The following is a 26,952-nucleotide window of genomic DNA, read 5'->3' on the forward strand; positions in this document are numbered from 1 at the left end:
TAAAATGCCTGCTTTGCCGTTTCTGGAAATGCCACACCATGACCATGCCATCCGCCGAGCTCGATGCCGCGCAAAAAACCTCTGCCACACCCCGTAACAGCGAGCTGATTTATCGTCTTGAAGACCGCCCACCTCTGCCGCAAACGCTGTTTGCCGCCGGTCAGCACCTGTTGGCAATGTTTGTTGCGGTGATCACCCCGGCGCTGTTGATTTGTCAGGCGTTAGGGTTACCGGCACAAGATACTCAGCACATTATCAGCATGTCGCTGTTTGCCTCCGGTCTGGCCTCGATCCTGCAAATTAAAACCTGGGGACCGGTCGGTTGTGGCCTGCTGTCCATTCAGGGCACCAGCTTTAACTTTGTCTCGCCGCTGATTATGGGCGGTCTGGCGCTGAAAAACGGCGGTGCCGATGTTCCCACCATGATGGCAGCGCTATTTGGCACGCTAATGGTCGCCTCCTGCACCGAAATCCTGTTGTCGCGCGTCCTTCACCTGGCACGCCGTATTATCACCCCGCTGGTCTCCGGCATTGTGGTGATGATTATCGGTTTATCGCTGATCCAGGTCGGGCTGACCTCCATCGGCGGCGGTTATGCCGCGATGAACGGAGGCAGCTTCGGTGCCCCTAAAAACCTGCTGCTGGCCGGTGCGGTATTATTGGTTATCATTCTGCTTAACCGTCAGCGCAACCCCTACCTGCGCGTTGCCTCACTGGTGATTGCCATGGCGGTCGGCTATCTGCTGGCCTGGGCCATGGATATGTTGCCGCAAAGCCAACCGGCTCTCGAGACGGCAGCCATAGTCATCCCAACGCCGCTCTATTACGGTCTGGGTTTTGACTGGAACCTGCTGTTACCTCTGATGTTGATCTTTATGGTCACCTCACTGGAAACCATCGGCGATATTACCGCCACCTCGGACGTGTCAGAACAGCCTGTCAGCGGTCCGCTGTATATGAAGCGCCTGAAGGGCGGTGTGTTGGCTAACGGCCTGAACTCGATGTTGTCGGCAGTATTCAACACCTTCCCCAACTCCTGCTTTGGTCAGAACAATGGCGTGATCCAACTGACCGGCGTTGCCAGCCGCTATGTCGGTTTCGTGGTGGCGCTGATGCTGATCGTACTGGGGCTGTTCCCGGCGGTGGCCGGTTTCGTGCAACATATTCCCGAACCGGTTCTGGGCGGTGCAACCCTGGTGATGTTCGGCACCATCGCCGCATCTGGCGTGCGTATCGTGTCTCGCGAACGACTGAATCGCCGCGCAATCATGATCATGGCGCTGTCTCTGGCGGTGGGTATGGGCGTTTCCCAGCAGCCGCTGATCCTGCAGTTCGCGCCGGACTGGCTGAAAACCCTGCTTTCCTCCGGTATTGCTGCCGGTGGCATCACCGCTATCGTGCTGAACCTGGTGTTCCCACACGAACACGAAAAGCCATAATCGGCCACGCTGACAGTCAAACGGCCGCTCGCGGCCGTTTTTTTATTGCCTATCAGACCATTGCACTTGAGATGCCCGGCCAATTGCGGCATAAACAGGGTATCTTTTTTGACCGACGCGGATGTAGACGATGAAATTTATCGGGAAACTGTTGCTGACGTTGCTGCTGCTGGTAGTGCTTGCCATTGCGCTGTTGTACGTCATTGGGCAAACCCGTTGGGCCGCGGGCTACTTGAGCCGCTGGATCAGCGATAACAGTGAATATCGCCTGTCGGTAGCGAAGATCTCGCACTCGTGGGACCAACCAGGTCAAATCAGCCTGGAAGACGTTCAATTAGCGACAAAGAATCAGCCACCCTCGCTGGTCGCCAAGCGACTGGATTTAGGCCTCAGCCTGCGCCAACTTACCGAGCCGCGTTATTTCCATAGCGTCACGCTACGCGAGGGTACGCTTAAGCTACCTCAGCAAAATGCTGTATTGCCGATTCAGGCCGATGTGCTGCAACTGAGCAATATGGCACTGCAAGCCAACGATGAAACCTGGCAGCTCAATGCGCAACGGGTCAATGCCGGTATTACGCCATGGCAACCGAAAGCCGGTCATCCCTTGGGTGAGAACCATCAATTCCAGTTCAGCGCCGGTTCCATGACGCTGAACGGCATCCCCTCCTCTCAGGTATTGGTACAGGGCGAACTCAAACAAAACCAGTTGCTGCTCAGCAACTTCGGCGCCGACCTGGCGCAAGGTGATTTGACTGGCGTAGCCACCCGCGCCGCTAATGGCAGTTGGCAGGTAGAACGCCTGCGGCTGAGTGGCGTACGTATGCAGACACCACTGACGCTGGAACAGTTCTGGCAGCGCTTTACTGCCCTGCCGCCGATCACACTCAAACGTTTTGATCTGATCGATGCGCGGCTGGAAGGCAAAGAATGGGCATTCAACGATCTCGATCTGTCGCTGCAAAACGTCACCTTCCAGCAGGGCGACTGGAGCAGTCCGGACGGTTCACTGAACTTCAACGCCAGCGATTTGATCAACGGCGGCTTCCACCTGATTGATCCAATCATGAATATGCGCCTCTCGCCGGCCGGCATTGCCATTCAACAGTTCACCACCCGCTGGGAAGGCGGGCTGTTGCGCACTTCCGGCAACTGGCTGCGCGCCAATAACCGCCTGCAACTCGATGAGGTGGCGGTCGCCGCGTTGGAATACACCTTGCCGAGCAACTGGCGCGGGCTGTGGCTACAAACGCTGCCACACTGGTTGGCGGAGGTATACGTCAACAAGCTGACCACCAACCGCAACCTGATCATCGATATCAATCCGGCCTTCCCGTTCCAGGTAACCGCGCTGGACGGCTACGGCAGTAACCTGCTGCTGGCACGCGACCACCAATGGGGCATCTGGTCCGGTACGCTGAACCTCAATGGCAGCGAAGCCACCTTCAACAAGATAGACGTTCGCCGCCCATCGCTGGCGCTGAACGCCAATGACGGGCAGATCAACGTCACAGATCTCAGTGCTTTTATGCCGCAGGGATTACTGGAAGCCAAAGCCACCATTGAGCAATTGCCGGGCAAACCCTTTACGCTGTCGCTAAACGGGCGCTCGGTACCGGTGAACACCCTGCAACAATGGGGATGGCAGCAGGTACCACTGGAAGGTGACGGTAACCTGCAATTACAGTTGAAAGGTCTACTGAACAGCGACGGGCCGTTTAAGTCTTCTTTGCAGGGCCGGCTGCAGGCCACCAGCAAAAACGGGCAAACACTGGAACAACAACTGCCTTAATGCAAAGGGCGGCCTACCCGCGTGATTTAGCGTGGTAAGCCGCCCTATGATGACCTGAACCGCGAATAAACTCACAACCTGCCTCTCAAATTCCCTTATATCTCTTAAAACCGCTTTTCTTAGATATATTTTATACCTATGACCTTATGCTCTCCCGTTACCAACCCTATATTAAAATAATGAATTTTGATGGTTTTTAATAAACAGACCATTTTATTGGTCGTTTTTTCAACGTATACCTTACTCTCATTGAATTTTATCCCTCTCAAGGATTATCTATTTTTAATGGAGTAATGATTTTTATTATAAATAGATATTCTGATGGATTTTTAATACGGAAAAAACCAATTTAGAGGCCATTATGAGAAAGTCATTACTCCTTACCCTGCTCGCCATCTATTCTGTTAATGCCATGGCCAAGGCCGACTTCTATGCCACTGAAAATATTGAGTATAACTCAGTAGTGTTGAAGTTAAGCGATAAGGGGGTGAAGAATATAGGCGAAAGCATACAGAGCAGGAATGGCGGGCAAAGTTTATCCCTGTACGGCAGTGATGGGGTGGAGATGAACTTTGAAAAATTATTTAAAGAAACTCAACGCAGCTCACTGATTAGCCAGGCCAGTAAAAAAAATGGATTAAACAAGTATTACGCAGTGAAAATACCTGAAGGAAAAACTCATGATGTCGAATACATTAATAACATCGTAAGAATGTTTGAAAATGATAAAGATATCGATGTCATTTATCCTGCAGCCAAACCAATATCAATGGATGAGTACGTCACCGCATCTGGAGAGGTTCGCCACTTCTCATTAGATGAGAATAAATTTTCATTACCCGAGCGCAACACCCGCCACGTTCCCTCCTTTGTCGATATGCAAGACTATCTTAAATCACCGGATGAACAGCGAACCGGTTATGTTCTGGGGGGCGTCAATGCGTTAAATGCACACAAGCATTATCCTGGCGCTAAAGGTGAAGGGGTAACGGTGATGTCCAGCGAAAATGGGCGTTGGAATAACGATCATATAGACCTGCCAAGAGCCATTTTCTCAATCGGGAACGATTATCCCCCCTCTCGTTATCACGATACGATGTCACTCGGTGTTATGGCCGGAAAAGACAATGACTTCGGCGTATTGGGCATAGCCCATCAGGCTCGATTTGCCTACGCAGCCTGGCCGGTATCTGATTTCATCAAAGGGATCAATTTGCTAAAAACCGGCGATGTAGTGCAACTGGGCCAGCAAGGAAGGACTCCTCTTCTCCCTGCTTCCGAATGCCGGTCCGGCAACTGCTTTGTGCCGGTAGAACATGAACAAGCCTGGTTTGATGCAATTAAAACGGCCACTGACAGCGGGATTCACGTCATCATGGCGGCAGGCAATGGTAACGTAAATCTCGATCATCCCAACTTCTCCGGGAAATTCGATCGTAACGTCAGGGATTCTGGCGCCATTATCGCCGGAGCCGTATGTGGCAATAATGGCAAAAAGGCGGTCTTCAGTACCTATGGTTCCCGTATCGATAGTGCAAGTTGGGGTTGCTGGGACATTGTCACCACCACGCTGGATATTGAGGCAAACTTGTGGAAAGAAACTAATGCGCAATATACCCAAACATTCTCAGGCACTTCATCCGCCAACCCGATTATCGCCGGTGTTGCCGCCAGTCTGTCGGGGATAGCGAAACAACACGGCAAGTTAATTACCCCCAAGCAGCTGCGTAAGTTGCTGACGGAAACCGGCACCCCGTTGGTGGATACCCATCAGCCGATTGGCACCCAGCCTGATGTGATGAAAGCGGCGGAAAAAATGCTGAACGAAACCCCGGCGAATGAAGACCTGACCATTTCTAATTTGCGGACGGAAATCATCCAACAAGGGCGTTCAATCCTGAGTTTTGGCGCCCAGGCGGAAGGAAGCATGACGCTGGAAGCTGAAGTCACGGATCAACAAGGTAATAAAAAAGGCGTTGTTAAACAGAAAATTGAAAATGACAGCGTCACCGTGCAAATCCCTCTGACCGACGTTACCGCGGGTAAGTATTCATTAAGATATAAGGCCGGCAATGAGAAAGGGGAGACGGTTAAACAGGAAACGCTGAGCTTTACACTGGCTGATGCCTCATCGGCAGCGCCCTGGGACAGTAACAAGGCCTATGACAAGCTCTGCAGTACCGTGGCCTATGACGGCAAAGAGTGGCAGAACGGTTGGTGGACCCGGGGCGATGTGCCTGGCGCGACGGGTGAATGGGGCGTGTGGCGTATAAAAGGCGCGGCTAATATGCATCCCGGCTGTTAACACGCTGTCGCGCTCGCTGAGCTAACGCATGGGAGTTACCCTTTTGTTTTGAGGTCTGGACCTCATACAAAAATGGGTAACTCTCATACTTATCCGTCAAGATTGGCAAGACTCACGGCATCAAACTATCGCCTCTGACCCACCCTGGTCCAGCGGCACTTCCGGCTCGGCCGGCAGCACCATATAAGTCCCTTCAAACACCGCACCTCTGTCATCGTCTCCGAACAGGTGGACTTCCGCCTGGACACGCGCACGTCGGCCGCGTGCCAGACGCGCCAAATCACCGCTCAACGAACTGAGATCCGCCACTGCCCGCGGTCGGCCGGTGATCGGCTTGCTGTAACGGATATGCGCATCGGCCAGAATAATGGTGCCGCCCAAATGGCGCTCACGCAGCAACAGCCAGATTAATCCCCAGGCGGTCAAGGTCGCCAGCGAGAACAGGCTACCGGCAAACAGCGTATGGTGTGGGTTCTGGTTGCCGATCTCCGGCATGGTGGTGACAAAGCGTTGACCAGTGTATTGGCTGATACGCACACCCATTTTCTCACTGAGCGGGATATGATCGTACCAGGCCTGCTGCAGCTGGCCGCACCAGTCGGGGCGATGCAGAATGTCGTCCAGCGTTGCCACGGGTTTGATCATCAGGAAGTGACGAATCGGCGTGGTCTGCGGCGCGGTGATCTCACCCTGATTGACGAAGCCCAGTTTGGCAAAGAAATCCACCGCATCTTCACGGGCGCTACACACCACCCGCTTTACGCTTTCCTGGCGTGCCACGGACTCCAGAGTCATGGCCACCAGCGTACCCAGGCCCTTGTCCTGCACCGTCGGGTCTACCGCCAGAAAACGAATCGCCGCCTCGTTGTCCGCATTAATATACAGCCGCCCAATAGCGACAATTTTCCCGCCCTCGTCCACCACCATTTGGTGATGCGCCATGGCGTCATAGGCATCCTTTTCCGACCCCACCGGCTGGTGCAGCGGCTTGCGCAGCATTTCCCAGCGGAACTGGTAATAATCCTTCAGTTCTTGTTCTGTTACCGGTACTCGTAGGTGATACATAGACGCTTTCTCTCTCAGAATACTTAGACTTGAAGCCAAAACGTCACTGGCCCGTCGTTCACCAGCGCGACTTTCATATCGGCCGCAAACTCACCGGTTTGGGTTTCTATGCCGCGCTCGCGGCACTGGCCAACAAAATATTGGTACAACCGGTCGGCCTCCTGCGGTACCGCACCGCGAGAGAAGCTCGGACGCATCCCTTTTTGCGTGTCGGCCACCAGCGTGAACTGCGAGACCACCAGCAGGCTGCCCCCTGCCTGTTGGACATTGAGATTCATCTTGTCGTTCTCATCGCCAAAGATGCGGTATCCCAATACACGCTCACACAGGCGAACGGCCTTCTGCTCGTTATCGTCCTGTTCCACGCCCAATAACACTAACAAACCGGGACCGATGTTGCCTACCGTTTGCCCTTCAACCGTAACGCTGGCATTTAATACCCGCTGAATTAACGCAATCATAACTGCCCTTCTGGTGGCTGATCCTGTTGTTCCGCCTTCTGTTGGCGGTAGTCGCGGTATTCCCCAATGGTCACCGTGATTTCCGCACCGAGTAACACGATACACCAGCTCCAGTAGACCCAGAGGAATAAAATGGGGATCACCGCCAGCACGCCGTAAATCAGCTGGTAAGACGGGAACATGGTGATGTACAAGGCAAAACCCTTCTTGCCCAGCTCAAACAGCACCCCGGCCACCAGCGCACCGATCAGTGCATCCTTGGGTGGCACCCGCACCGTCGGAACAATGCAATACAGCAGCCAGAAGGATATCCATGACAGGATCAGCGGAAATATACGCAGTACCTGATCCACCAGGCTGTTGACACCGCTCTGCGCCAACCAGTTGAGCGACAGCAAATAGGAGCTGATCGCCATGCTGGCACCGACCAACAGCGGCCCCAGGGTCAGTACCATCCAGTACACCGCGAAAGAAAACACGATTGGACGCTTATTTTTGCTGCGCCAGATGGTATTGAGCACGCTGTCCACCGAGGAGATCAACAACAGCGCGGTGACAATCAGCCCGCAGGTGCCGACGGCAGTCATCTTGTTGGAGTTGGCGACAAACTGCTCCAGATAACTCTGGATCACGTTGCCGGCGGCCGGCATGAAGTTGGAGAAGATGAAGCTTTTCAGTTGGACGCTGATATCGGAGAACATCGGGAACGCAGCAAACAGCGCGAACACCACGGTCACCAGTGGCACCAGCGACAGTAGGGAAACGTAAGCCAAATGGCCTGCCAACATAGTCAGGCCATCGCTATCGACGCGTTTGATCAGCAGCCGCCCAAAGGTGACGCCGGGTTTGATCGCAGAAGGCAGCTTCTTGCGGCGGAAAAATGACATATCCACTCCTTGATGTCAGTTTGTACGCCTTAAGCTTAACCCTTTGCGGTCATTGGGCAAAATAAGCCGGCACCACGTCAGGATCGGTCACGTGCACCCCTTTAATCCCCAGAGCTTCAGCCGCGGCTACATTGGCCGCCACATCATCAAAAAACACGGCCTGGTCCGGCGGGGTATTTTCTGCGTTAAGAACGTGCTGATAGATGTTGGCGTCCGGTTTGCGCATACCGATGTCCTGAGACAGGTACAGATGATCGGCGGCTTCCGCCACTTGCGGGTAGTGCTGCGGCCAGTAATTGCAGTGCAGGCGGTTGGTGTTCGACAGCACCACGACACGGTGACCTTCGCTACGCAGACGTTTCATGATGTCGATCACTTCCGGGCGCAGGGCGACAAACACCGCCTGCCAACCGGTAGCGAACTGTTCGAAACTCAGAGCGATGCCCATCTCTTCACTCAGTTGCCCGGCAAAATCTTCATCGCTGATTTCACCGCGCTCATGCTGTTGGAACAATTCGCCCATGGTGAAACGTTCGGACAAGACCGCCAGCGGCGTACCGCTTAAATTGCTCCATACACCCAGTACACGTTTGAAATCGATATCGACGATCACATTACCTAAATCAAAGATATACAGCATAGTCCTCTCCTGATGGGCCGGTGAGATTTTACTGTAGCGGGAAAAACAGAGGCTGAATAGGGAGCAGGTGGAAAAGCGTATAGCACGCGGCAGAAATGGGAAAAGACAGAGGAAAAAACTCAGGGCGCTGGACGCGCCCTAAGTGTTGCAGACTAAATCAGCGATTAAGCTTCTTTAGGACCGCGGCTTGCACGCTTACGATCGTTTTCAGTCAGGTGACGTTTACGAATACGTACGGACGTTGGCGTAACTTCTACCAGTTCGTCATCATCGATGAATTCCAGAGCTTGCTCCAGGGACATCTTGATAGCAGGAACCAGGGTAGTCGCTTCGTCAGTACCGGAAGCACGCATGTTGGTCAGCTTCTTACCGGTCAGGCAGTTCACGGTCAGGTCGTTAGAACGTGAGTGAATACCGATGATCTGGCCTTCATACACTTCTGCACCGTGACCCAGGAACAGCTTGCCGCGATCTTGCAGACCGAACAGGGCGAATGCTACTGCCTTGCCCTGGCCGTTAGAGATCAGCACGCCGTTCTGGCGCTGGCCGATTTCACCCTGGCGCACGTCATCGTAGTGGCTGAAGGTGGAGTACAGCAGACCGGTACCGGAAGTCATGGTCATGAACTCGGTACGGAAACCGATCAGGCCACGCGCAGGGATCAGGTAATCCAGGCGAATACGACCTTTGCCGTCTGGGATCATGTCCTTAACGTCACCTTTGCGCTCACCCATGGCTTGCATGACTGAACCCTGGTGCTGTTCTTCGATATCCAGCGTCACGTTTTCGAATGGCTCTTGCATGCGGCCATCGATTTTACGGTTGATAACTTTAGGACGGGAAACCGCCAGCTCGAAACCTTCACGACGCATGTTTTCGATCAGAACCGACAGGTGAAGTTCACCACGGCCAGATACGCGGAATGCATCAGCATCTTCGGTTTCTTCAACGCGCAGTGCCACGTTGTGCACCAGCTCTTTGTTCAGACGGTCGAGGATCTGACGTGAAGTCACGTACTTGCCTTCTTTACCACAGAACGGAGAGGTGTTGACGTTGAAGTACATGGTTACCGTCGGTTCATCAACAGACAGTGCCGGCAGCGCTTCAACCGCGTTCACATCACAGATGGTGTCAGAGATGTTCAGCTCGCCCAGACCGGTGATAGCGATGATGTCACCCGCTTCAGCGATAGGCGCTTCGATACGCTCCAGACCCATGTGGGTCAGAACCTTGGCAACTTTACCGTTACGGGTTTTGCCTTCGCTATCAATGATAGTGATCTGTTGGTTCGGCTTGACCTTACCACGCTTGATACGGCCGATGCCGATAACGCCCACGTAGTTGTTGTAGTCCAGCTGAGAGATCTGCATCTGGAACGGTGCTTCGAGCTCAACCTGCGGTGCAGACACGTGGTCTACGATCGCCTGATACAGCGGGGTCATGTCTTCCGCCATCTCGTTGTGGTCAGTACCCGCGATCCCCATCAGTGCAGAAGCATAGATGATTGGGAAGTCGAGCTGCTCGTCGGTCGCGTCGAGGTTAACGAACAGGTCGAAGACCTGATCAACAACCCAATCAGGACGTGCGCCTGGACGGTCAACCTTGTTGATTACCACGATCGGCTTCAGACCATTAGCAAACGCTTTTTTGGTCACGAAACGGGTTTGCGGCATTGGGCCATCCATTGCATCCACAACCAGCAGCACCGAGTCAACCATTGACATCACACGCTCAACCTCACCGCCGAAGTCGGCGTGTCCTGGGGTATCCACGATGTTGATGCGGTAGTCTTTCCAATTAATGGCGGTGTTTTTAGCGAGGATGGTAATCCCACGCTCTTTCTCCAAATCGTTGGAGTCCATTACGCGTTCGGTGGCTTCTACACGCTCTCCGAAAGTACCGGATTGTTGCAGCAGCTTATCAACCAGGGTGGTCTTACCATGGTCAACGTGGGCAATAATGGCGATGTTACGCAAATTTTCGATCACAGCTTTGCCTCAGGCATTAGAAATAGCGCGCTATTGTACACGTATTAAGCGAGGGACTAAACAAGATCACAACAGTCTCTTATAAACAACTGTGTACAGGTCAGTATGTGATCCCTTTCACGGTGCAAAAAGCAGCATCTGGTGCACTTTTGCACCATTACAGTGCTCCATCCCGCATTGATTGCACCATTTAGGTGCAAACCGTCACTGATGGTGCATACTGATTCTGTGCAAAAGCCGCGCAGAAAGGCGATTAAAGCGCTTTCGCAAAGTTGGCACAGTTTTCGCTTTAGTCTTTTCAAGACAAAAAAAGCCAGTTCCACAGATTCGTTCCACGACGAAGACAATGACAAATCCGGGAGAGTTAAGTATGTCCGCTGAACACGTTTTGACGATGCTGAATGAGCATGAAGTGAAATTCGTAGACCTGCGTTTCACTGACACCAAGGGTAAGGAACAGCACGTTACCATCCCTTCTCATCAGGTAAATGCCGACTTCTTCGAAGAAGGTAAAATGTTTGACGGCTCCTCGATCGGTGGTTGGAAGGGCATCAACGAATCTGACATGGTGCTGATGCCAGACGCCAGCACGGCGGTATTGGATCCGTTCTTCGAAGAATCCACTCTGATCATTCGCTGCGATATCCTCGAGCCAGGCACCATGCAGGGCTACGACCGTGACCCGCGTTCAATCTCCAAGCGTGCAGAAGACTTCCTGCGTTCTTCCGGCATCGCGGACACCGTGCTGTTCGGGCCTGAGCCAGAATTCTTCCTGTTCGATGATATTCGTTTCGGCAGCAGCATCCGTGGTTCCCACGTAGCTATCGACGATATCGAAGGCGCATGGAACTCCGGCACCAAATACGATGGCGGCAACAAAGGTCACCGTCCGGCAGTCAAAGGCGGTTACTTCCCGGTTCCTCCGGTCGACTCGTCACAGGACATCCGTTCTACCATGTGTTTGACCATGGAAGAAATGGGCCTGGTGGTTGAAGCTCACCACCACGAAGTGGCAACTGCAGGTCAGAACGAAGTGGCAACCCGCTTCAACACCATGACCAAGAAAGCCGACGAAATCCAAATCTACAAATACGTGGTTCACAACGTGGCTCACGCATTTGGTAAAACCGCGACCTTCATGCCGAAACCTATGTTCGGTGATAACGGCTCCGGTATGCACTGCCACATGTCACTGTCCAAGAACGGGACTAACCTGTTCGCCGGCGACAAATACGGTGGCCTGTCTGAAACTGCCCTGTTCTACATCGGCGGCATCATCAAGCACGCCAAAGCGATCAACGCCCTGGCCAACCCGACCACCAACTCTTACAAGCGTCTGGTCCCAGGTTACGAAGCACCGGTGATGCTGGCTTACTCAGCCCGTAACCGTTCTGCTTCCATCCGTATCCCAGTGGTAGCCAGCCCGAAAGCGCGCCGTATCGAAGCCCGTTTCCCGGATCCAGCGGCCAACCCATACCTGTGCTTCGCAGCTCTGCTGATGGCAGGCCTGGACGGTGTGATTAACAAAATCCACCCTGGCGATGCCATGGACAAAAACCTGTATGACCTGCCACCGGAAGAAGAAGCTGAAATTCCAAAAGTTGCAGGCTCTCTGGATGAAGCGCTGGCTGCACTGAGCGAAGACCGCGAATTCCTGACCCGCGGTGGCGTATTCACCGACGACGCGATCGACGCTTACATCGATCTGCGTAAAGAAGAAATGGACCGCGTTCGCATGACGCCACACCCGGTTGAGTTCGAACTGTACTACAGCGTTTAAGTTTTACCGCGCCGTCTGCGGACGGCGCTCAGATTTAGTTGTCTTTTTTTGTTGCCGTGGAAACTTTCTGCCCATCTTCGGATGGGTTTTTTTCTCCACCGTATTTTCTGCAAAACTATTCCGTGCCGCACGCAGGGCGGATGGAGTAGGATAGATGCACTAAAAAGGTGCAGGAGTCTGCTATATGGCAACTGGCAAGCTGCCCGATGCTGGGCAGATCCTCAATTCTCTCATCAACAGCATCCTGCTGTTGGATGACTCGCTGGCGGTTCATTACGCCAATCCGGCGGCACAACAACTGCTGGCACAAAGTTCCCGTAAACTTTTCGGTACACCGTTACCCGATCTGCTCGGCTATTTTTCGCTGAATGTCGATCTGATGCGTGAGAGCCTGCGCGCCGGCCAGGGCTTTACCGATAGCGAAGTGACCCTGGTGGTTGACGGGCGCGCGCATATCCTCTCCCTGACCGCCCAGACGCTGTCTGAAGGCTATATCCTGATCGAACTGGCGCCGATGGATAACCAACGCCGCCTGAGCCAGGAACAGCTGCAGCACGCTCAGCAGGTTGCCGCCCGCGATCTGGTTCGTGGCCTGGCGCATGAGATTAAAAATCCGCTTGGCGGGCTGCGCGGTGCGGCACAGTTGCTGGCCAAGGCTCTGCCCGATCCGTCGCTGACCGAATACACCAAGGTGATCATTGAACAGGCCGACCGCCTGCGCAATCTGGTCGATCGCCTGCTGGGCCCGCAACGGCCAGGCCAGCACATTACTCAAAGTATTCATCAGGTGGCGGAGCGAGTCTGCCAACTGGTGTCGCTGGAGAAGCCGGATAACGTAACGCTGGTACGCGACTACGACCCGAGCCTGCCGGAGTTGGCGCACGACCCGGATCAAATCGAACAGGTGTTGCTGAACATCACTCGCAATGCGCTGCAGGCGCTGGGTGAAGCCGGTGGCACCATTACGCTGCGCACCCGAACCGCATTCCAGATCACCCTGCACGGCACCCGCTACCGGTTAGCGGCACGTATCGATATTGAAGATGACGGCCCCGGCGTACCGGCGCAGTTGCAGGACACGCTGTTTTACCCAATGGTCAGCGGCCGCGAAGGCGGAACCGGCCTGGGTTTATCCATCGCCCGTAATCTTATCGATCAGCATTGCGGAAAAATTGAATTTAACAGTTGGCCAGGACATACCGAATTCTCGGTTTACCTGCCTATTCGCCAGTGAGGTTTTCTATGCAACGAGGGATAGTCTGGATCGTCGATGACGATAGCTCCATCCGCTGGGTGCTTGAACGCGCGCTCACTGGAGCGGGTGTGAGTTGCGTGACCTTTGAAAATGGCAATGCGGTACTGGAAGCCCTGGCCACGCAAACTCCTGACGTGTTGCTGTCTGACATCCGCATGCCGGGTATGGATGGTCTGGCGTTGCTCAAGCAGATCAAGCAGCGTCACCCCATGCTTCCGGTCATCATAATGACGGCACATTCGGATTTGGACGCCGCGGTCAGCGCCTACCAGCAAGGAGCGTTCGATTACCTGCCAAAACCCTTTGATATCGATGAAGCGGTCGCACTGGTAGAGCGCGCCATCAGCCATTATCAGGAACAGCAACAACCGGCACGCAGCCAGCCGGCCAACGACCCGGTGGCGGACATTATCGGCGAAGCCCCGGCGATGCAGGACGTGTTCCGCATCATTGGCCGTCTGTCGCGTTCATCGATCAGCGTGCTGATCAACGGCGAATCCGGCACCGGTAAAGAGCTGGTGGCCCATGCCCTGCATCGCCACAGCCCGCGAGCCAAATCTCCGTTTATCGCGTTGAATATGGCGGCGATCCCTAAAGACCTGATCGAATCCGAGCTGTTCGGCCACGAGAAAGGGGCTTTTACCGGCGCCAATCAGATCCGTCAGGGCCGTTTTGAGCAGGCCGACGGCGGAACGCTGTTCCTGGATGAAATCGGCGATATGCCGCTGGATGTTCAAACCCGTTTACTGCGGGTGCTGGCCGATGGTCAATTCTACCGGGTCGGTGGATACGCGCCGGTGAAGGTGGACGTGCGCATTATCGCCGCCACCCATCAGAACCTGGAGCTGCGGGTACAGGAAGGTAAATTCCGTGAAGATCTGTTCCATCGCCTGAACGTCATTCGCGTACATCTGCCACCGTTGCGTGAACGTCGTGAGGACATACCTCGTCTGGCGCGCTACTTCCTGCAAGTGGCGGCAAAAGAGCTGGGCGTTGAGGCGAAGAATCTGCATCCGGAAACCGAAACCGCCCTGACCCGCCTGCCGTGGCCAGGTAACGTGCGTCAGTTGGAAAACACCTGTCGCTGGTTAACCGTGATGGCCGCCGGGCAGGAAGTGCTGATTCAGGATCTGCCGAGTGAGCTGTTTGAAACCGCTGCGCCGGAAACGGCCGGCCACAGCTTGCCGGACAGTTGGGCTACGCTACTGGCGCAGTGGGCCGACCGGGCACTGCGTTCCGGTCATCAAAACTTGCTGTCGGAAGCGCAACCGGAAATGGAGCGCACTTTGCTCACTACCGCTCTGCGCCATACCCAGGGGCATAAGCAGGAAGCCGCTCGCTTGCTGGGTTGGGGCCGCAATACGTTAACGCGCAAGTTGAAAGAGTTGGGAATGGAATAGTTTGCGTTGTTGATTATAGAAAACATAATCAAGCGCACAAAAAATCGACGACTTCAGGCTTTACAGCCGCTCTGCCGGCAGTATGATCGGGGCGCACACTCTGGAGGCTCTCGATGCTGGACTCATTGGTCGCATTCATTTCCCAAGGCGCGGAGCTTGGCTCTGCCGCCAGCCACACACCGCAGGCAGCCGTTGCTGCGGTGTTGTGCGCCGCACTGATTAATTTCTTCAGTTAAATTTCTAATTAAAAAAATGGCCGCTAATGCGGCCGTTTCTTTATCGATCAAATAACCCGAGAGAATTGCTGAGTGCGCGCCTGTTGTCGCAGGTAGATATCAAAACACATGCAAATATTGCGGATCAGCAACCGACCGCGCGGTGTAACGCGAATACCCTGCTCGTCACGCTCCACCAGCCCATCACGTTCAAACGGTGCCAGCAGTTGCAGGTCTTCGGCAAAATAGCCGGCGAAGTCGATAGCGAACTGTTGCTCTATTGCCAGATAGTCCAGTTTGAAATTGCAGATCAGCGTTTTGATCACCTCACGCCGCAGACAGTCGTCCTCCGTCATCGCCAGGCCGCGCCACAAGGCATGCCCCTGCGCCTCAACGCTACTGTAATAGGTCTTCAGCTCTTTCTGGTTCTGGGCATAGCTGTCCCCCAGCATGCTGATGGCGGACACTCCCAGCCCCAGCAAATCGCTGTCACCCTGAGTGGTGTACCCCTGGAAGTTGCGGTGCAGTTTCCCTTCGCGCTGTGCCACGGCCAGTTCATCATCCGGGCGGGCAAAGTGGTCCATGCCGATAAACTGATAGCCGGACTCAGTCAGCGAGGCGATGGTCTGCTGCAGGATATCCAGTTTCTGCTGCGCGCTCGGCAAATCCGCATCTTTGATTTTGCGTTGGGCTGCAAACAGGTTCGGCATATGGGCGTAGTTGAATACGCTGAGGCGATCCGGGTTGAGTTCCGCCACCCGCTGCAGGGTGTAAGCAAAGCTCTCCGGCGTCTGCTTTGGCAGACCGTAGATCAAATCAATATTGGTGGAGTTAAAGCCCAAAGCCTTGGCGCGAGCGATCAGAGCGAAGATAAAGGTTTCATCCTGCTCACGGTTCACCAGCCGCTGCACTTCTTTATTGAAATCCTGCACCCCCATGCTCAGGCGATTAAAGCCTTCGCTGCGTAAATGATCGAGCACATCCAGCTCAATCTCGCGCGGATCGACTTCGATCGACATTTCCAAATCGGGTAGGAAATCAAAGTGTTGGCGCAGCATTGCCACCAGCTTGCTGATTTGCGACTTGCTCAGGTAGGTCGGCGTGCCGCCACCCCAATGCAACTGACCAACTTTACGCCCGGCAAACAGAGGCGCGCGCTGGGCGATTTCCTGTGCCAGCACCGCCAGATATTCATCGGCCTTGTGCGTCTGACGCGTCACCAGTTTATTGCAGCCACAGAAATAGCAGAGTTTGTGGCAGAAAGGGATATGCACATACAGCGACAGCGGACGTTCTGGATAGCGCGCAGCAGCGCGTTGAAACGCCGCTTCGTCATAGCCCTGGTTGAACTCCAGCGCTGTGGGGTATGAGGTATAACGCGGCCCTGAATAGTTATATTTCTGGATCAGGGCCAGATCCCAGACAATTGCCTGCTCTGACATGCTCACTCCTTCCGATATTTTTTTCTACCGGGCCGGGAAATGGGCAGTTGTCTACGCTGTCTGGCCGCGGAAGCGCTGCGAAAACGCGTTTTGCGTTTAGACAGCCGCCATAGTTTACCGAATAACCACAGCAGATAACACATCAAGAGTAGGGCTATTGTCAGGATCAGCCACATGACGCGTTAAATTACGTCTTTTGGGTTACCGCCTTTCAGCAGCTTCAGGATATCTTCCCGCTTCTCTTCTTCTTCTTCGTCGTCATCACCCAATTCAATGCCCAATTGCTCCATCAGGGCATCGATACGATCCAGCGTCTGATCAACATATTTCTGATCTTCGGCGCTCAGAGTCTCACCGTCATCAATGCGATCCAGCAGTGCGTCCAGACGCTCATCGTTTTCCAGCTTGGCCAGTTCTTCTTCCGGCGTCAGACGTGGCTTAGGCTTGGCTTCAGCTTTCGGCTTGGGTTGCGGTTTGGCTTTTGGCTTATCTTCAACCACCAGCGCTACCGGCACTTTGCTGCCGATACGCGGATCTTTGGCCTGAGCCGCCGCTTTATTTTTTTGATTGGTGGACTCAACCTGGGTGCGAGAACCGGAAGCGAGACCACGGCGTTTTTTCGCACGCTTGTGTTCACGGGCTTCCTGATCGAGCTCCGCGCGGCTTTTCTTTTTGTTTTTCGGCGTCGCCGCGCTGCTGCGTGGGGCGCGAGGTGCTTTTGATGGCTGGTTCATAGCGTATGCTCTTAGGTATGTAGATTCAGTATAGAGATAGATGCTATACGATTGCGGCGGAATCTAGCAGAAAGCGGACAAAGAAAAAAGGCGGCAGGTTAAACCTGCCGCCTATTTGCACCCTCTTTCGAAGGATATTCCTGCTACGCGTTCCGTGCGCACACTCAACATCCTGGTTTTTCCTTTTGCTATAAACGCATTCCCTGCCGCACTACGTCCTTCATCCTGAAAGAAAAATCGTCCCTGGCACAATCCCTGCACATCCACTCTTCCTGAGCGCGCTTCCTGCGGGCATCCAAATTGCAGTGACTTCACCATCCTTGTGCTATTCGCAAATTCAGATGCAAATAGGTCAATTCCTTCTGGGTTCATCCTGGCACTCCAGCACTTCCTGTGCACTCCATGAGATTTATCACCCTTCCCGGATGTTCCTTAATCCTGCACAGCCTTGTGCTGCAACCTACTTTACGCTATCAGGAGTTAGGCTCAAGGTAGCTGCCGGGCAATTGGCATAACAAAAAACACATCGGAGAATTAACATTCTGTTTTTAAAGGTAAAGAATAAAAATAGCTTTCGAATAAAGCGACATTGCCCCCTATTCGAATGGCGAATGTCTCACAAGCTCGCTGAGGTCTGACTGCCACGCCCTGCTGGCCCGATGCTTAAAAACAGAGAAACACACCATTTTTACCGCTGATGCAGTTATAATCGCCAACCAGTTAGCCATCCTTGCGGAGACGAAAAATTTTGACCAGCAAGAATTACAATTATCATGTGACCCATTTCGTCACCAGTGCGCCCGATATTCGCCATCTTCCGGGGGATGAAGGTATTGAAGTTGCGTTCGCCGGTCGCTCTAATGCCGGTAAGTCCAGCGCGTTAAATACCCTGACCAACCAGAAAGGTCTGGCGCGTACCAGTAAAACGCCGGGCCGTACCCAGCTGATTAACCTGTTTGAAGTGGAAGAAGGCATTCGCCTCGTCGACCTGCCAGGTTATGGCTACGCCGAAGTTCCTGAAGAGATGAAACGCAAATGGCAGCGTGCGCTGGGTGAATACCTGCAAATGCGTAACTGCCTGAAAGGCCTGGTGGTGCTGATGGATATCCGCCATCCGTTGAAAGATCTCGACCAACAGATGATTCAGTGGGCCGTCGAAGTCGGTACGCCGGTCCTGCTCCTGCTGACCAAAGCGGACAAGCTGGCATCTGGCGCGCGCAAGGCGCAGCTCAATATGGTGCGTGAAGCGGTAGTGCCGTTTATGGGCGATATCCAGGTTGAAGCCTTCTCCTCACCGAAAAAAATCGGCGTCGACAAGCTGAGCCAGAAACTGAACACCTGGTTTAACGAGATCCCACCGGAAGTACTGCCGGAAGATGACGACACCGCCGGCGAATAACAACGCCCCAGGTGCCGCAGTAGCCGATGTGGAAACGCATCGGCTTTTTTACGTCTGCGATCCGCGAAATCAGGCCTTTTTCGTTATCTAATTACAGTTTTGACTGAAAATCATCATAAATTCTTATGACCATTTAACGATGAGAACTCGGCGGATGAGCAAATTCAGGGGATCAAACGAGGAAAAAACGTTTCGGAGAAAATAGGAAAAACTTATGGCTTGGCTTTGTTTTTACAATAAAAAACGCCCCAGTCAATACTGACTGGGGCGGCTAAATATTCAGCCAAATCCGATTACGTGAAGTAAAAGGTCTGAAAGATAGAACATCTTACCTCTGTACCCTACGCGAGTAACTTTACATGATTTTTTCGCAGTGCAAAAGAATTTTTTGTAGTTTACTTACACAGTTTAGAGCGTAATAACGGCGAGGTTGCGGAAACAATCGCCGTATCTTGTAGCTTAATTACAAAAACTGCTTAGGTTATCGCCAGTTAGCTCTGCCATTGAAGGGCTGGCTGACGAACTACGGCATTATCAGTGCGCTTCATCCCAATTGGCACCCACGCCAACGTCGACTTTCAGCGGCACGGCCAGCGCCATACTGTTTTCCATCAGCTCACGAATACGCTGGTTGGATTCCTCAAGCACCGACTCATGTACCTCGAACACCAGTTCATCGTGTACCTGCATAATCATCCGCACCAGTGGCTTTTCCTGAGCTTGCAGCCAGGCGTCCACCTCGATCATCGCACGCTTGATGATGTCGGCTGCCGTCCCCTGCATTGGGGCATTAATCGCCGCTCGCTCGGCCGCCTTACGACGCATGCCATTACTGGAACTGACATCCGGCAGATACAGACGGCGGCCATCCAGCGTGCTGACGTAGCCCTGGCTGGCGGCCTGCTGACGGGTGCGCTCCATATACTCCAGCACGCCCGGATAACGTTCGAAGTAAAGATCCATGTAACGCTGCGCTTCACCGCGTGGGATCCCTAACTGGCGCGCCAGACCAAATGCGCTCATGCCATAAATCAGGCCGAAGTTAATCGCCTTGGCGCTGCGGCGCTGCTCGTTAGTCACCTTATCGAGCGGCAGGCCAAACACCTCGGCCGCCGTGGCGCGGTGAATATCCTCACCAGCCGCAAAGGCTTTCAGCAACCCCTCATCCTGTGACAGGTGAGCCATGATACGCAGTTCAATTTGCGAATAGTCGGCAGCAACAATGCGGTAGCCTTCAGGAGCAATAAATGCCTGACGGATACGGCGCCCTTCGTCGTTACGCACCGGAATATTCTGCAGGTTGGGATCGCTGGAAGAGAGACGCCCGGTAGCCGTCACCGCCTGGTGATAGGAGGTATGCACCCGACCACTCACCGGGTTAATCATCAGCGGCAGCTTGTCGGTATAGGTGGTTTTCAGCTTCGCCAGGCCACGGTATTCCAGAATTACTTTCGGTAATGGGTAATCCAGCGCCAACTCAGCCAGCACTTCTTCATTAGTCGAAGGCGCACCGCCCGGAGTTTTCTTCAGTATTGGCAACTTTTGTTTTTCGTACAGGATCGCCTGCAACTGTTTGGTCGACGCCAGGTTGAAAGGCTCTTCCGCCAGTTCATGGGCCTGAATTTCCAACTCAGCCAGGCGCTTGGTCAATTCAATAGAGTGGGTGGCCAAAATGCTTTGATCAATCAGCACCCCGGTTCGCTCGATATGCGACAACACCGGCAACAGCGGCATTTCAATCTGATTGAAAACCGTCAACAGCTCAGCGCTTTCCTTCAATTGCGGCCACATCGCCAAATGTAATTGCAGCGTCACGTCAGCATCTTCAGCGGCGTAAGGTGCTGCCTGCTCCAGTGCAATCTGGTTGAAGGTGAGCTGCTTTTTACCCTTACCGGCAATCTCTTCGAAGGTCACGGTTTTATGACCAAGGTAACGATCGGACAAGCTGTCCATATCGTGACGGCCGCCCACGCTGTCCAGCACATAGGACTCCAGCATGGTATCAAAGGCAATACCGCGCAGCGTAATGTCGTAACGCGCCAGCAGGCTCATATCAAACTTCAGGTTTTGCCCGACCTTCAACGCTTTCTCGTCTTCCAGCAGCGGCTTCAGCGTAGCCAGGACATGAGCGCGATCCAACTGCGTTGGCGCATCAAGATAGTCATGTGCCACCGGCAGATAAGCGGCTTCACCCGGAGCAATGGCAAATGACAGACCGATCAGGTTAGCGGTCAGAGTATCCAGGCCGTCGGTTTCGGTATCAAACGCGAACACTTCGGCTTTTTTCAGTTTTTCCAGCCACTCAGTGAAGGTGTCTTCATCCAGAATGGTGACGTAACCCTCTTGCGATAGCGTTGCTTCTGCCGGGGCTTTTCCGGTTTCTGCCACTGCACTGGCAGAAGATTTCGCCGCGCTGGTTGCTTTCACACCGGCACCTTTCTTGCCTTCCAGCCAAACGCCGGCTTCGACATCTGCCAGCCAGCGCTTAAATTCATACTGTTTGAACAACTGTTGCAACGTATCGACGTCCAGCGGAGACACCTGGAGATCGGCGCAGGTAATATCCAGCTCAACGTCAGTTTTGATAGTGGCCAGCTTGTAAGAGAGGTATGCCATCTCTTTGTTCTGCTCCAGTTTGGCCGCCATGGTCTTGGCTCCACGGAAGCTGAGCGTGGCGATACTGTCCAGATTCGCATAGAGCACATCCAGCCCACCCAGGCCCTGTAACAGCCCCTGCGCGGTCTTCTCACCCACGCCTGGTACGCCTGGGATGTTATCCGAGGCATCCCCCATCAGCGCCAGGAAGTCGATAATCAGCTCCGGCGGAATACCGTATTTGTCGCACACTTCCTGCGGGCCGAGAATGGTGTTGTTCATGGTGTTGATCAAGGTGACGTTCGGCGTGACCAACTGCGCCATGTCTTTATCGCCGGTGCTGATCAGCACCGCATGACCGGCCTTTTCAGCTTCCAGCGCCAGCGTGCCTATGACGTCGTCGGCTTCGACGCCGGGCGTGACCAACAGCGGCAGGCCCATGGCCTTGACCATTTTGTGCAACGGCTCGATTTGCGCGCGCAGATCGTCCGGCATAGGTGGCCGGTGTGATTTGTATTCTGCGAACAGCTCATCACGGAAGGTTTTTCCTTTGGCATCAAACACCACCGCAACATGGCTTGGCTGGTACTGCAGCAATAGGCTACGCAGCATATTCAGCACGCCGTACATTGCCCCGGTCGGTTCACCCGCGGAGTTGGTCAGCGGAGGGAAGGCGTGATAAGCGCGGTAGAGGTAAGAGGAACCGTCAACCAGGATTAGTGGGTTTTCTGCAATTTGAGCCATAGCGTTACTTTATCTTTATCGTGATCGGACATGGCGGTAAGCATGCCATAGCTGGCCGCTGGAGACGAACCTTAGAGTGCACTGAAGATGAAAATCATGCGATCTTGCGAAGCGATCCGCAAGATCCTGCCTGTGGATAACTTTGTGCATAGAAAAGACAGCAAATTATAACGATGCATTTATCGTTATAAGCGCAAATAAAATTCCTATTGAAATCACTGCGTTAAATTGCGTTATTTTAATTGAGGGTATTTATCGACTTTTACACAATTTGTGGATATATCTTGCACCCAATTTTAATAGCACTATTTATCAAATTTAGTGCCTCAATTACCATAGCACAAGATGAGCAAGTTGCACGAAAACGCAGCAAATGCCTATTTCCTCCTCTTTAAAACAGTTACTGTTAACGGGCGCTTTCCCCCTATGGTTTCTGTTAAAATATTTTTTTTGTTCATGCATACCGGCATGTAACGCTGTTACCAACAACCGTCAGCCCATAACCATGCCAAGATTGTTATCCCCTGTTATTTTTATACTTTCTGCCCTGCTCGCCATTTTGGTGACCGTACTCTGTTCAGTCCCCATCACGCTGGCCGGTATCATTAAGCTACTGGTGCCCTTTCCTGCCGTCTGGCGACGTATCTCAGCCTTTGCCGATTTTATGATGTGGTGCTGGTGCGTAGGGTTGGCACTGCTATTACGCATTAACAGGCAATTGCGTTGGGATATTGAAGGGCTGGAAGGGCTGGAACGAAAAAACTGGTATCTGCTGATCAGCAATCACGAAAGTTGGTCGGATATTGTGGTGCTGTGCGTGTTGTTCCGTAACCATATTCCAATGAATAAATACTTTCTTAAGCAACAGCTAGCCTGGGTGCCCTTTGTCGGCCTGGCCTGCTGGGCGCTGGATATGCCGTTCATGAAACGTTATTCACGTGCCTATTTGCTTAAACACCCAGAAAAGCGCGGTAATGACATCGAAACCACCCGCCGTTCCTGCGAAAAATTCCGTAAGCGTCCAACCACCATCGTCAATTTTGTGGAAGGATCGCGCTTTACTGAAGCCAAGAAAATTAAAACCAACTCGCCCTACCGCAATTTACTGGCCCCAAAAGCCGCCGGCATTGCTTTTACACTCAGTGCATTAGGTAAGCAGTTCGATAAAGTGTTAAACGTCACCCTGCTTTATCCTGAAAATACCGAGCGGCCTTTTCTGGATATGCTGTGCGGACGATTGAAACGCGTGGTGGTAAGAATTGAGCTGCTGCCAGTCGATGAAACCATGCATGGCGATTACTTTAACGATAAGCAGTTTAAGCGGCGCTTCCAGCTTTGGCTGAATACGCTGTGGCAGGATAAAGACCGGCTACTGGATAAGTTGAAGCAATCGTAGAGTAAAAAAAGCCGGCTAAGCCGGCTTTTTAACTTTAAATTTCGGTTACTTCTGCTCGCTGAGGAATTTAACCACTTCGGCGAATTGCTTCACGTAAGCATCCATCGAGCTGGTATCCAGGCCATCGTTTTTAACCATGTATTTGCCGTTAACAAATACCGCCGGCACACCACGCAGTTGCAGATCTTCTGCAGCTTTCTCTTGTTGAACCACCAGGGATTTAACCACGAAGCTGTTCAAGGCCCCATCATAATCAGCTGCACTCACGCCAGCCTTCACAAACACATTGCGGATATCATCCGGAGTTTGCACGGTCTGGGTTTTCTGCACCGCTTCAAACATCAGCGGGCTAACTTTATCTTCCACGCCCAGCGCCATTGCCACAGCCCAGGCCTGAGTCAGTTGTTTACCCAACGGCCCCAGGAATTCAACGTGGTACTTGGTCATTTTAGTGCCCGCAGGCAGCGCTTTTTTCACATTTTCGGAAACGTGATACACCTGCTCGAACTGATAGCAGTGCGGGCAATAGAAGGAAAAGAACTCCAGTACCTGAGGTTCACCGGTCACCGGCTTATCCAGGGTTACGTACTGAGCACCATCGCTAAATTGCGCAGCCGAGGCACTGAATGCCATTACCATGCCAACGAGTGCCAACCATATTTTCTTCATAAGACTAAACTCTCCATTGTGTTAAAGCTTCAATACATTGGCATCAGCTGCAGAGGGGGTTCCTGCAACAGCTTAACCTGCTCGGTGAATGCCGCCGTCTGAGATAACCAAAAATCAGACTCCGCCATCCACGGAAAACTTTTAGGAAACGCGGGATCTTGCCAACGGCGAGCAACCCATGCCAGGTAGTACACCATGCGCATGGCCCGCAGCGGCTCGATCAACGCTAATTCACTTTGATCAAACTCGGCAAACTCGGAGTAAGCTTCCAGCAGAATATCTAACTGCATCAAGCGATCGCGACGTTCACCATGCAACAGCATCCACAGATCCTGTATTGCCGGCCCATTTCGCGCGTCATCCAGATCAACAAACAGCGGACCATCACGCCACAGGATATTGCCTGGGTGACAATCACCGTGCAAACGTCGCGGCTGCCAGTCCAGATGCCAATGTTGCTTAATCGCCTCAATCAACCTGTCGGTCGCATTCAGGAAATTTTCGCGTTGGGCCTTCGGCAACAGTTCACAGCTAGCCAATACCTGACGTGGCGCAGTGAGATATTCCTCAATGCCCATTGTCGGGCGTTCCACAAACAGGCTTTCACTGCCTACCTGATGAATACGCCCCAGGAAACGCCCCACCCACTCCAGTTGATCGAGATTATCGATCTCATATTGCCGCCCGCCAACGCTGGGAAAAACAGTAAAAAAGAAACCGCTGTGTGTATGCAGCGTTTGACCCTGCAGGGCCAGTGGCGCAACTGCCGGGATCTCTGCCAGGGCAAGATCATGAGAGAACTGATGTTCTTCACCAATTTGCTCTGCACTCCAGCGTTCAGGCCGATAAAACTTCACCACGTAACGCTTACGATCTTCATCCATAAACTGATAGACGCGGTTCTCATAGCTGTTAAGCGCTGTCAGCCCGGAATCTACACGCAGACCAACCCCCTCCAACGCGTCCATAATCAGGTCGGGCGACAGGGTCTGAAAATTAAAAGCTGAGTTGTTCATAACAACATTCGGTTTCGGTTGGTGACATCACTGTGCCGGGAATGAGAAATAGTAGCATTAATGGCAGGTTTCACGAGTAACTGGTTCACCTTAGCGCACGAATGCTAATCCTTGATCACCCCACGGGCACGAAGCAATGCCGTTTTGAAGTCTTCTTCGTAATCCTTTTTCAGGCCAGGGATCTGTTCGGTGCCGGCGCTACCACGCATTTTCAGATGGTAGATCAGGATATCATCGCTCAGGTCAGCCAGATTGCCCTGAAAACCGGCTTCCTGTGCCAGCTTTTGCAAAAACGGGATCAGGTTAAGATCCGGATCTTCCTGCCAGGCCGGCTGTAACAGCTCAATCAGCTCGTTTACACGGTGCGTTTTCATCGCAATATCATCCAATAGAATCAATAAACACACAAAGTAACAGGCTTAACAACGCAGTGAAAGAAGCAGCTTGTCAATAAAGGTAAATCCTGATGTCGCACCCTCTTTAGCGCTACAATCAGGGCGTTAGCCATAAATTCGGGATGATAGATATGCATGAGGAGATTACCGGCATTATTTTAGCCGGTGGGCGCGCCACACGTATGGGCGGGGAAGATAAAGGCCTGATTCAGATTGCCGGCATACCTCTGTATCAGTACGTACTTTCTCGGTTACGCCCGCAGGTAAGCCTAATTGCCATCAGTGCCAATCGCAATCAGGCACGCTATGGTGAAAGCGGTCTGCCAATCGTCAGCGATCTGACGCCAGACTTTTCTGGCCCGCTAGCAGGTATGCTGGCCGGATTGAAACACGCGACCACCGAATGGGTCGTTTTTGTCCCCTGCGACGTCCCCGATTTTCCTGCTACGCTGGTTGATCAACTCTGGCAACAGAAAGGCAGCTCTCTGGCCGCCTATGCCAGCGATGGAGAGCGGGCGCACCCTACACTGGCACTGTTGCATACCAGCCTGGCACCTCAGTTAAAAGAGTATCTGGCCCGTGGGGAACGCAAGTTGATGTTGTTCCTGGATGCGGCAGGTGCGCGACAAATAGCGTTCAGTGGTCAACAAGCAGCATTCCATAATCTTAATACCCGGGAAGACTGCCTGCGCTGGCAGCAGGAAAAAGGACTCACCAATGCATAATGCTCTTCCCCCCTTGCTGGCGATTGCCGCCTATAGCGGAACGGGTAAAACCACGCTGCTTAAGCAATTAATTCCTTTATTAAAGCAGCGGGAAGTCCGCGTAGGACTGATCAAACATACGCATCATGATATGGATGTGGATACACCAGGCAAAGACAGTTATGAACTGCGCAAAGCGGGCGCCGACCAAACCTTGGTCGCCAGCGATTGTCGCTGGGCCTTAATGACTGAAACGCCGGAACAGCAACCTTTGGATCTTCAGTATCTGGCCAGTCGTTTTGATCGTAGCAAGGTGGATATGATTTTAGTCGAGGGGTTTAAACATGAGCCCATAAGTAAAATCATTCTCTATCGTGAAGAGATAGGCAGGCCGCTTGAAGATATGTTGGATGAGTTCGTTATCGCCGTTGCCAGCGATAAATCGATAGCGGTCAAGACAAGATCCCTGGATCTCAACCAGCCGGAGAGCATCGCCGATTTCATCACCGAATGGCTGAAAGGCGCAGCGTAGCTGCGTCTTTTTTGTCTTTCGCACACAGCAAAAAGGCCATCCTTGCGGATGGCCTCTTGGCTTAATTGATGCCTGGCAGTGTCCTACAATACTCGTCTC

Annotated in this window: 22 protein-coding genes; 11 read left to right on the forward strand and 11 right to left on the reverse strand. The window is 53.1% G+C overall.

Annotated elements, in window-relative coordinates; translation table 11 throughout:
- Positions 1 to 38 precede the first annotated feature (38 nt).
- The 3 genes from SERS4_RS0125140 to SERS4_RS0125150 all read left to right on the forward strand — a co-directional run bounded on the left by SERS4_RS0125140 (position 39) and on the right by SERS4_RS0125150 (position 5,536).
- Positions 39 to 1,439 carry an NCS2 family protein gene (locus SERS4_RS0125140; protein ID WP_017894462.1) on the forward strand — a complete coding sequence of 467 codons (1,401 nt, stop codon included), beginning with the start codon at positions 39 to 41 and terminating at the stop codon, positions 1,437 to 1,439.
- A gap of 130 nt (positions 1,440 to 1,569) precedes the next feature.
- On the forward strand, positions 1,570 to 3,231 hold the full coding sequence (locus tag SERS4_RS0125145) for an AsmA family protein (RefSeq protein WP_017894463.1): 1,662 nt from the start codon (positions 1,570 to 1,572) through the stop codon (positions 3,229 to 3,231).
- 361 nt (positions 3,232 to 3,592) lie between these two features.
- Positions 3,593 to 5,536 carry a S8 family serine peptidase gene (locus SERS4_RS0125150; RefSeq protein ID WP_026142599.1) on the forward strand — a complete coding sequence of 648 codons (1,944 nt, stop codon included), beginning with the start codon at positions 3,593 to 3,595 and terminating at the stop codon, positions 5,534 to 5,536.
- A 120-nt stretch (positions 5,537 to 5,656) separates the two neighbouring features.
- Here the strand turns inward: SERS4_RS0125150 and fabY are convergent, their stop codons facing one another.
- From fabY to typA, 5 genes are all read right to left on the reverse strand, one after another.
- The gene (gene fabY, locus SERS4_RS0125155) at positions 5,657 to 6,601 is read right to left on the reverse strand and encodes a fatty acid biosynthesis protein FabY (RefSeq protein ID WP_017894465.1); all 945 of its coding nucleotides are present in this window, start codon (positions 6,599 to 6,601) and stop codon (positions 5,657 to 5,659) included.
- 23 nt (positions 6,602 to 6,624) lie between these two features.
- Positions 6,625 to 7,062, reverse strand: a complete 438-nt coding sequence (gene dtd / locus SERS4_RS0125160) for a D-aminoacyl-tRNA deacylase (protein ID WP_012147545.1) — start codon at positions 7,060 to 7,062, stop codon at positions 6,625 to 6,627.
- Complete coding sequence (locus SERS4_RS0125165; RefSeq protein WP_017894466.1) at positions 7,059 to 7,949, reverse strand: virulence factor BrkB family protein; 891 nt, start codon at positions 7,947 to 7,949, stop codon at positions 7,059 to 7,061. Before SERS4_RS0125165 ends, dtd begins: the two co-directional genes overlap by 4 nt.
- A 49-nt stretch (positions 7,950 to 7,998) precedes the next feature.
- Positions 7,999 to 8,589, reverse strand: a complete 591-nt coding sequence (gene yihX, locus SERS4_RS0125170) for a glucose-1-phosphatase (RefSeq protein WP_012147547.1) — start codon at positions 8,587 to 8,589, stop codon at positions 7,999 to 8,001.
- A 164-nt stretch (positions 8,590 to 8,753) separates the two neighbouring features.
- A complete protein-coding gene (gene typA / locus SERS4_RS0125175) occupies positions 8,754 to 10,577 on the reverse strand; it encodes a ribosome-dependent GTPase TypA (RefSeq protein WP_012147548.1) in 1,824 nt (607 codons plus the stop codon).
- 370 nt (positions 10,578 to 10,947) lie between these two features.
- On the opposite strand from typA, the gene glnA reads away from it, so the two are divergent.
- The 4 genes from glnA to SERS4_RS27120 all read left to right on the forward strand — a co-directional run bounded on the left by glnA (position 10,948) and on the right by SERS4_RS27120 (position 15,248).
- Positions 10,948 to 12,357, forward strand: a complete 1,410-nt coding sequence (gene glnA, locus SERS4_RS0125180; RefSeq protein ID WP_012147549.1) for a glutamate--ammonia ligase — start codon at positions 10,948 to 10,950, stop codon at positions 12,355 to 12,357.
- Positions 12,358 to 12,541: 184 nt separating this feature from the next.
- The gene (gene glnL, locus SERS4_RS0125185) at positions 12,542 to 13,591 is read left to right on the forward strand and encodes a nitrogen regulation protein NR(II) (protein WP_012147550.1); all 1,050 of its coding nucleotides are present in this window, start codon (positions 12,542 to 12,544) and stop codon (positions 13,589 to 13,591) included.
- An 8-nt stretch (positions 13,592 to 13,599) separates the two neighbouring features.
- The gene (gene glnG / locus SERS4_RS0125190; RefSeq protein WP_012147551.1) at positions 13,600 to 15,012 is read left to right on the forward strand and encodes a nitrogen regulation protein NR(I); all 1,413 of its coding nucleotides are present in this window, start codon (positions 13,600 to 13,602) and stop codon (positions 15,010 to 15,012) included.
- A gap of 113 nt (positions 15,013 to 15,125) precedes the next feature.
- On the forward strand, positions 15,126 to 15,248 hold the full coding sequence (locus SERS4_RS27120; protein ID WP_017894468.1) for a YshB family small membrane protein: 123 nt from the start codon (positions 15,126 to 15,128) through the stop codon (positions 15,246 to 15,248).
- A gap of 47 nt (positions 15,249 to 15,295) precedes the next feature.
- Here SERS4_RS27120 and hemN read toward each other — a convergent pair whose 3' ends face one another.
- Both hemN and yihI read right to left on the reverse strand, forming a co-directional pair.
- The gene (gene hemN, locus SERS4_RS0125200) at positions 15,296 to 16,669 is read right to left on the reverse strand and encodes an oxygen-independent coproporphyrinogen III oxidase (protein ID WP_017894469.1); all 1,374 of its coding nucleotides are present in this window, start codon (positions 16,667 to 16,669) and stop codon (positions 15,296 to 15,298) included.
- 182 nt (positions 16,670 to 16,851) lie between these two features.
- Complete coding sequence (gene yihI, locus SERS4_RS0125205; protein WP_012147553.1) at positions 16,852 to 17,403, reverse strand: Der GTPase-activating protein YihI; 552 nt, start codon at positions 17,401 to 17,403, stop codon at positions 16,852 to 16,854.
- 748 nt (positions 17,404 to 18,151) lie between these two features.
- Here yihI and yihA point away from each other — a divergent pair.
- Positions 18,152 to 18,802, forward strand: coding sequence for a ribosome biogenesis GTP-binding protein YihA/YsxC (gene yihA / locus SERS4_RS0125215; RefSeq protein ID WP_012147554.1), 651 nt, complete (start codon positions 18,152 to 18,154; stop codon positions 18,800 to 18,802).
- A gap of 534 nt (positions 18,803 to 19,336) precedes the next feature.
- On the opposite strand, the gene polA is transcribed toward yihA, so the two are convergent.
- Positions 19,337 to 22,141 (reverse strand): DNA polymerase I, encoded by a 2,805-nt coding sequence (gene polA, locus SERS4_RS0125220; protein WP_017894471.1) that lies wholly within the window; start codon positions 22,139 to 22,141, stop codon positions 19,337 to 19,339.
- Positions 22,142 to 22,646: 505 nt separating this feature from the next.
- On the opposite strand from polA, the gene SERS4_RS0125225 reads away from it, so the two are divergent.
- Positions 22,647 to 23,537: an acyltransferase gene (locus tag SERS4_RS0125225; protein WP_026142600.1), complete on the forward strand. Its 891-nt coding sequence runs from the start codon at positions 22,647 to 22,649 to the stop codon at positions 23,535 to 23,537.
- A 45-nt stretch (positions 23,538 to 23,582) separates the two neighbouring features.
- Here SERS4_RS0125225 and dsbA read toward each other — a convergent pair whose 3' ends face one another.
- The 3 genes from dsbA to SERS4_RS0125240 all read right to left on the reverse strand — a co-directional run bounded on the left by dsbA (position 23,583) and on the right by SERS4_RS0125240 (position 25,596).
- Complete coding sequence (gene dsbA, locus SERS4_RS0125230) at positions 23,583 to 24,206, reverse strand: thiol:disulfide interchange protein DsbA (protein WP_012147557.1); 624 nt, start codon at positions 24,204 to 24,206, stop codon at positions 23,583 to 23,585.
- Between the two features lie 29 nt (positions 24,207 to 24,235).
- Complete coding sequence (locus tag SERS4_RS0125235; RefSeq protein ID WP_017894474.1) at positions 24,236 to 25,222, reverse strand: serine/threonine protein kinase; 987 nt, start codon at positions 25,220 to 25,222, stop codon at positions 24,236 to 24,238.
- 104 nt (positions 25,223 to 25,326) lie between these two features.
- On the reverse strand, positions 25,327 to 25,596 hold the full coding sequence (locus SERS4_RS0125240) for a YihD family protein (RefSeq protein WP_012147559.1): 270 nt from the start codon (positions 25,594 to 25,596) through the stop codon (positions 25,327 to 25,329).
- A gap of 152 nt (positions 25,597 to 25,748) precedes the next feature.
- Between SERS4_RS0125240 and mobA the strand changes: the two genes are divergently transcribed.
- Complete coding sequence (gene mobA / locus SERS4_RS0125245) at positions 25,749 to 26,342, forward strand: molybdenum cofactor guanylyltransferase MobA (protein WP_017894475.1); 594 nt, start codon at positions 25,749 to 25,751, stop codon at positions 26,340 to 26,342.
- Complete coding sequence (gene mobB / locus SERS4_RS0125250; RefSeq protein WP_026142601.1) at positions 26,335 to 26,853, forward strand: molybdopterin-guanine dinucleotide biosynthesis protein MobB; 519 nt, start codon at positions 26,335 to 26,337, stop codon at positions 26,851 to 26,853. Before mobA ends, mobB begins: the two co-directional genes overlap by 8 nt.
- The last annotated feature ends 99 nt before the right edge of the window (positions 26,854 to 26,952 follow it).

It is taken from the genome of Serratia sp. S4, assembly GCF_000347995.1.
GTDB classification, from domain to species: Bacteria; Pseudomonadota; Gammaproteobacteria; order Enterobacterales; family Enterobacteriaceae; genus Serratia; species Serratia quinivorans.

Excerpts from the sequence above, each read along its gene's own strand:
- SERS4_RS0125140 (WP_017894462.1), top strand. The coding sequence starts at position 39 with ATGACCATGCCATCCGCCGAGCTCGATGCCGCGCAAAAAACCTCTGCC.
- SERS4_RS0125145 (WP_017894463.1), top strand. The coding sequence starts at position 1,570 with ATGAAATTTATCGGGAAACTGTTGCTGACGTTGCTGCTGCTGGTAGTG.
- SERS4_RS0125150 (WP_026142599.1), top strand. The coding sequence starts at position 3,593 with ATGAGAAAGTCATTACTCCTTACCCTGCTCGCCATCTATTCTGTTAAT.
- fabY (WP_017894465.1), bottom strand. The coding sequence starts at position 6,601 with ATGTATCACCTACGAGTACCGGTAACAGAACAAGAACTGAAGGATTAT.
- dtd (WP_012147545.1), bottom strand. The coding sequence starts at position 7,062 with ATGATTGCGTTAATTCAGCGGGTATTAAATGCCAGCGTTACGGTTGAA.
- SERS4_RS0125165 (WP_017894466.1), bottom strand. The coding sequence starts at position 7,949 with ATGTCATTTTTCCGCCGCAAGAAGCTGCCTTCTGCGATCAAACCCGGC.
- yihX (WP_012147547.1), bottom strand. The coding sequence starts at position 8,589 with ATGCTGTATATCTTTGATTTAGGTAATGTGATCGTCGATATCGATTTC.
- glnA (WP_012147549.1), top strand. The coding sequence starts at position 10,948 with ATGTCCGCTGAACACGTTTTGACGATGCTGAATGAGCATGAAGTGAAA.
- glnL (WP_012147550.1), top strand. The coding sequence starts at position 12,542 with ATGGCAACTGGCAAGCTGCCCGATGCTGGGCAGATCCTCAATTCTCTC.
- glnG (WP_012147551.1), top strand. The coding sequence starts at position 13,600 with ATGCAACGAGGGATAGTCTGGATCGTCGATGACGATAGCTCCATCCGC.
- SERS4_RS27120 (WP_017894468.1), top strand. The coding sequence starts at position 15,126 with ATGCTGGACTCATTGGTCGCATTCATTTCCCAAGGCGCGGAGCTTGGC.
- hemN (WP_017894469.1), bottom strand. The coding sequence starts at position 16,669 with ATGTCAGAGCAGGCAATTGTCTGGGATCTGGCCCTGATCCAGAAATAT.
- yihI (WP_012147553.1), bottom strand. The coding sequence starts at position 17,403 with ATGAACCAGCCATCAAAAGCACCTCGCGCCCCACGCAGCAGCGCGGCG.
- polA (WP_017894471.1), bottom strand. The coding sequence starts at position 22,141 with ATGGCTCAAATTGCAGAAAACCCACTAATCCTGGTTGACGGTTCCTCT.
- SERS4_RS0125225 (WP_026142600.1), top strand. The coding sequence starts at position 22,647 with ATGCCAAGATTGTTATCCCCTGTTATTTTTATACTTTCTGCCCTGCTC.
- dsbA (WP_012147557.1), bottom strand. The coding sequence starts at position 24,206 with ATGAAGAAAATATGGTTGGCACTCGTTGGCATGGTAATGGCATTCAGT.
- SERS4_RS0125235 (WP_017894474.1), bottom strand. The coding sequence starts at position 25,222 with ATGAACAACTCAGCTTTTAATTTTCAGACCCTGTCGCCCGACCTGATT.
- SERS4_RS0125240 (WP_012147559.1), bottom strand. The coding sequence starts at position 25,596 with ATGAAAACGCACCGTGTAAACGAGCTGATTGAGCTGTTACAGCCGGCC.
- mobA (WP_017894475.1), top strand. The coding sequence starts at position 25,749 with ATGCATGAGGAGATTACCGGCATTATTTTAGCCGGTGGGCGCGCCACA.
- mobB (WP_026142601.1), top strand. The coding sequence starts at position 26,335 with ATGCATAATGCTCTTCCCCCCTTGCTGGCGATTGCCGCCTATAGCGGA.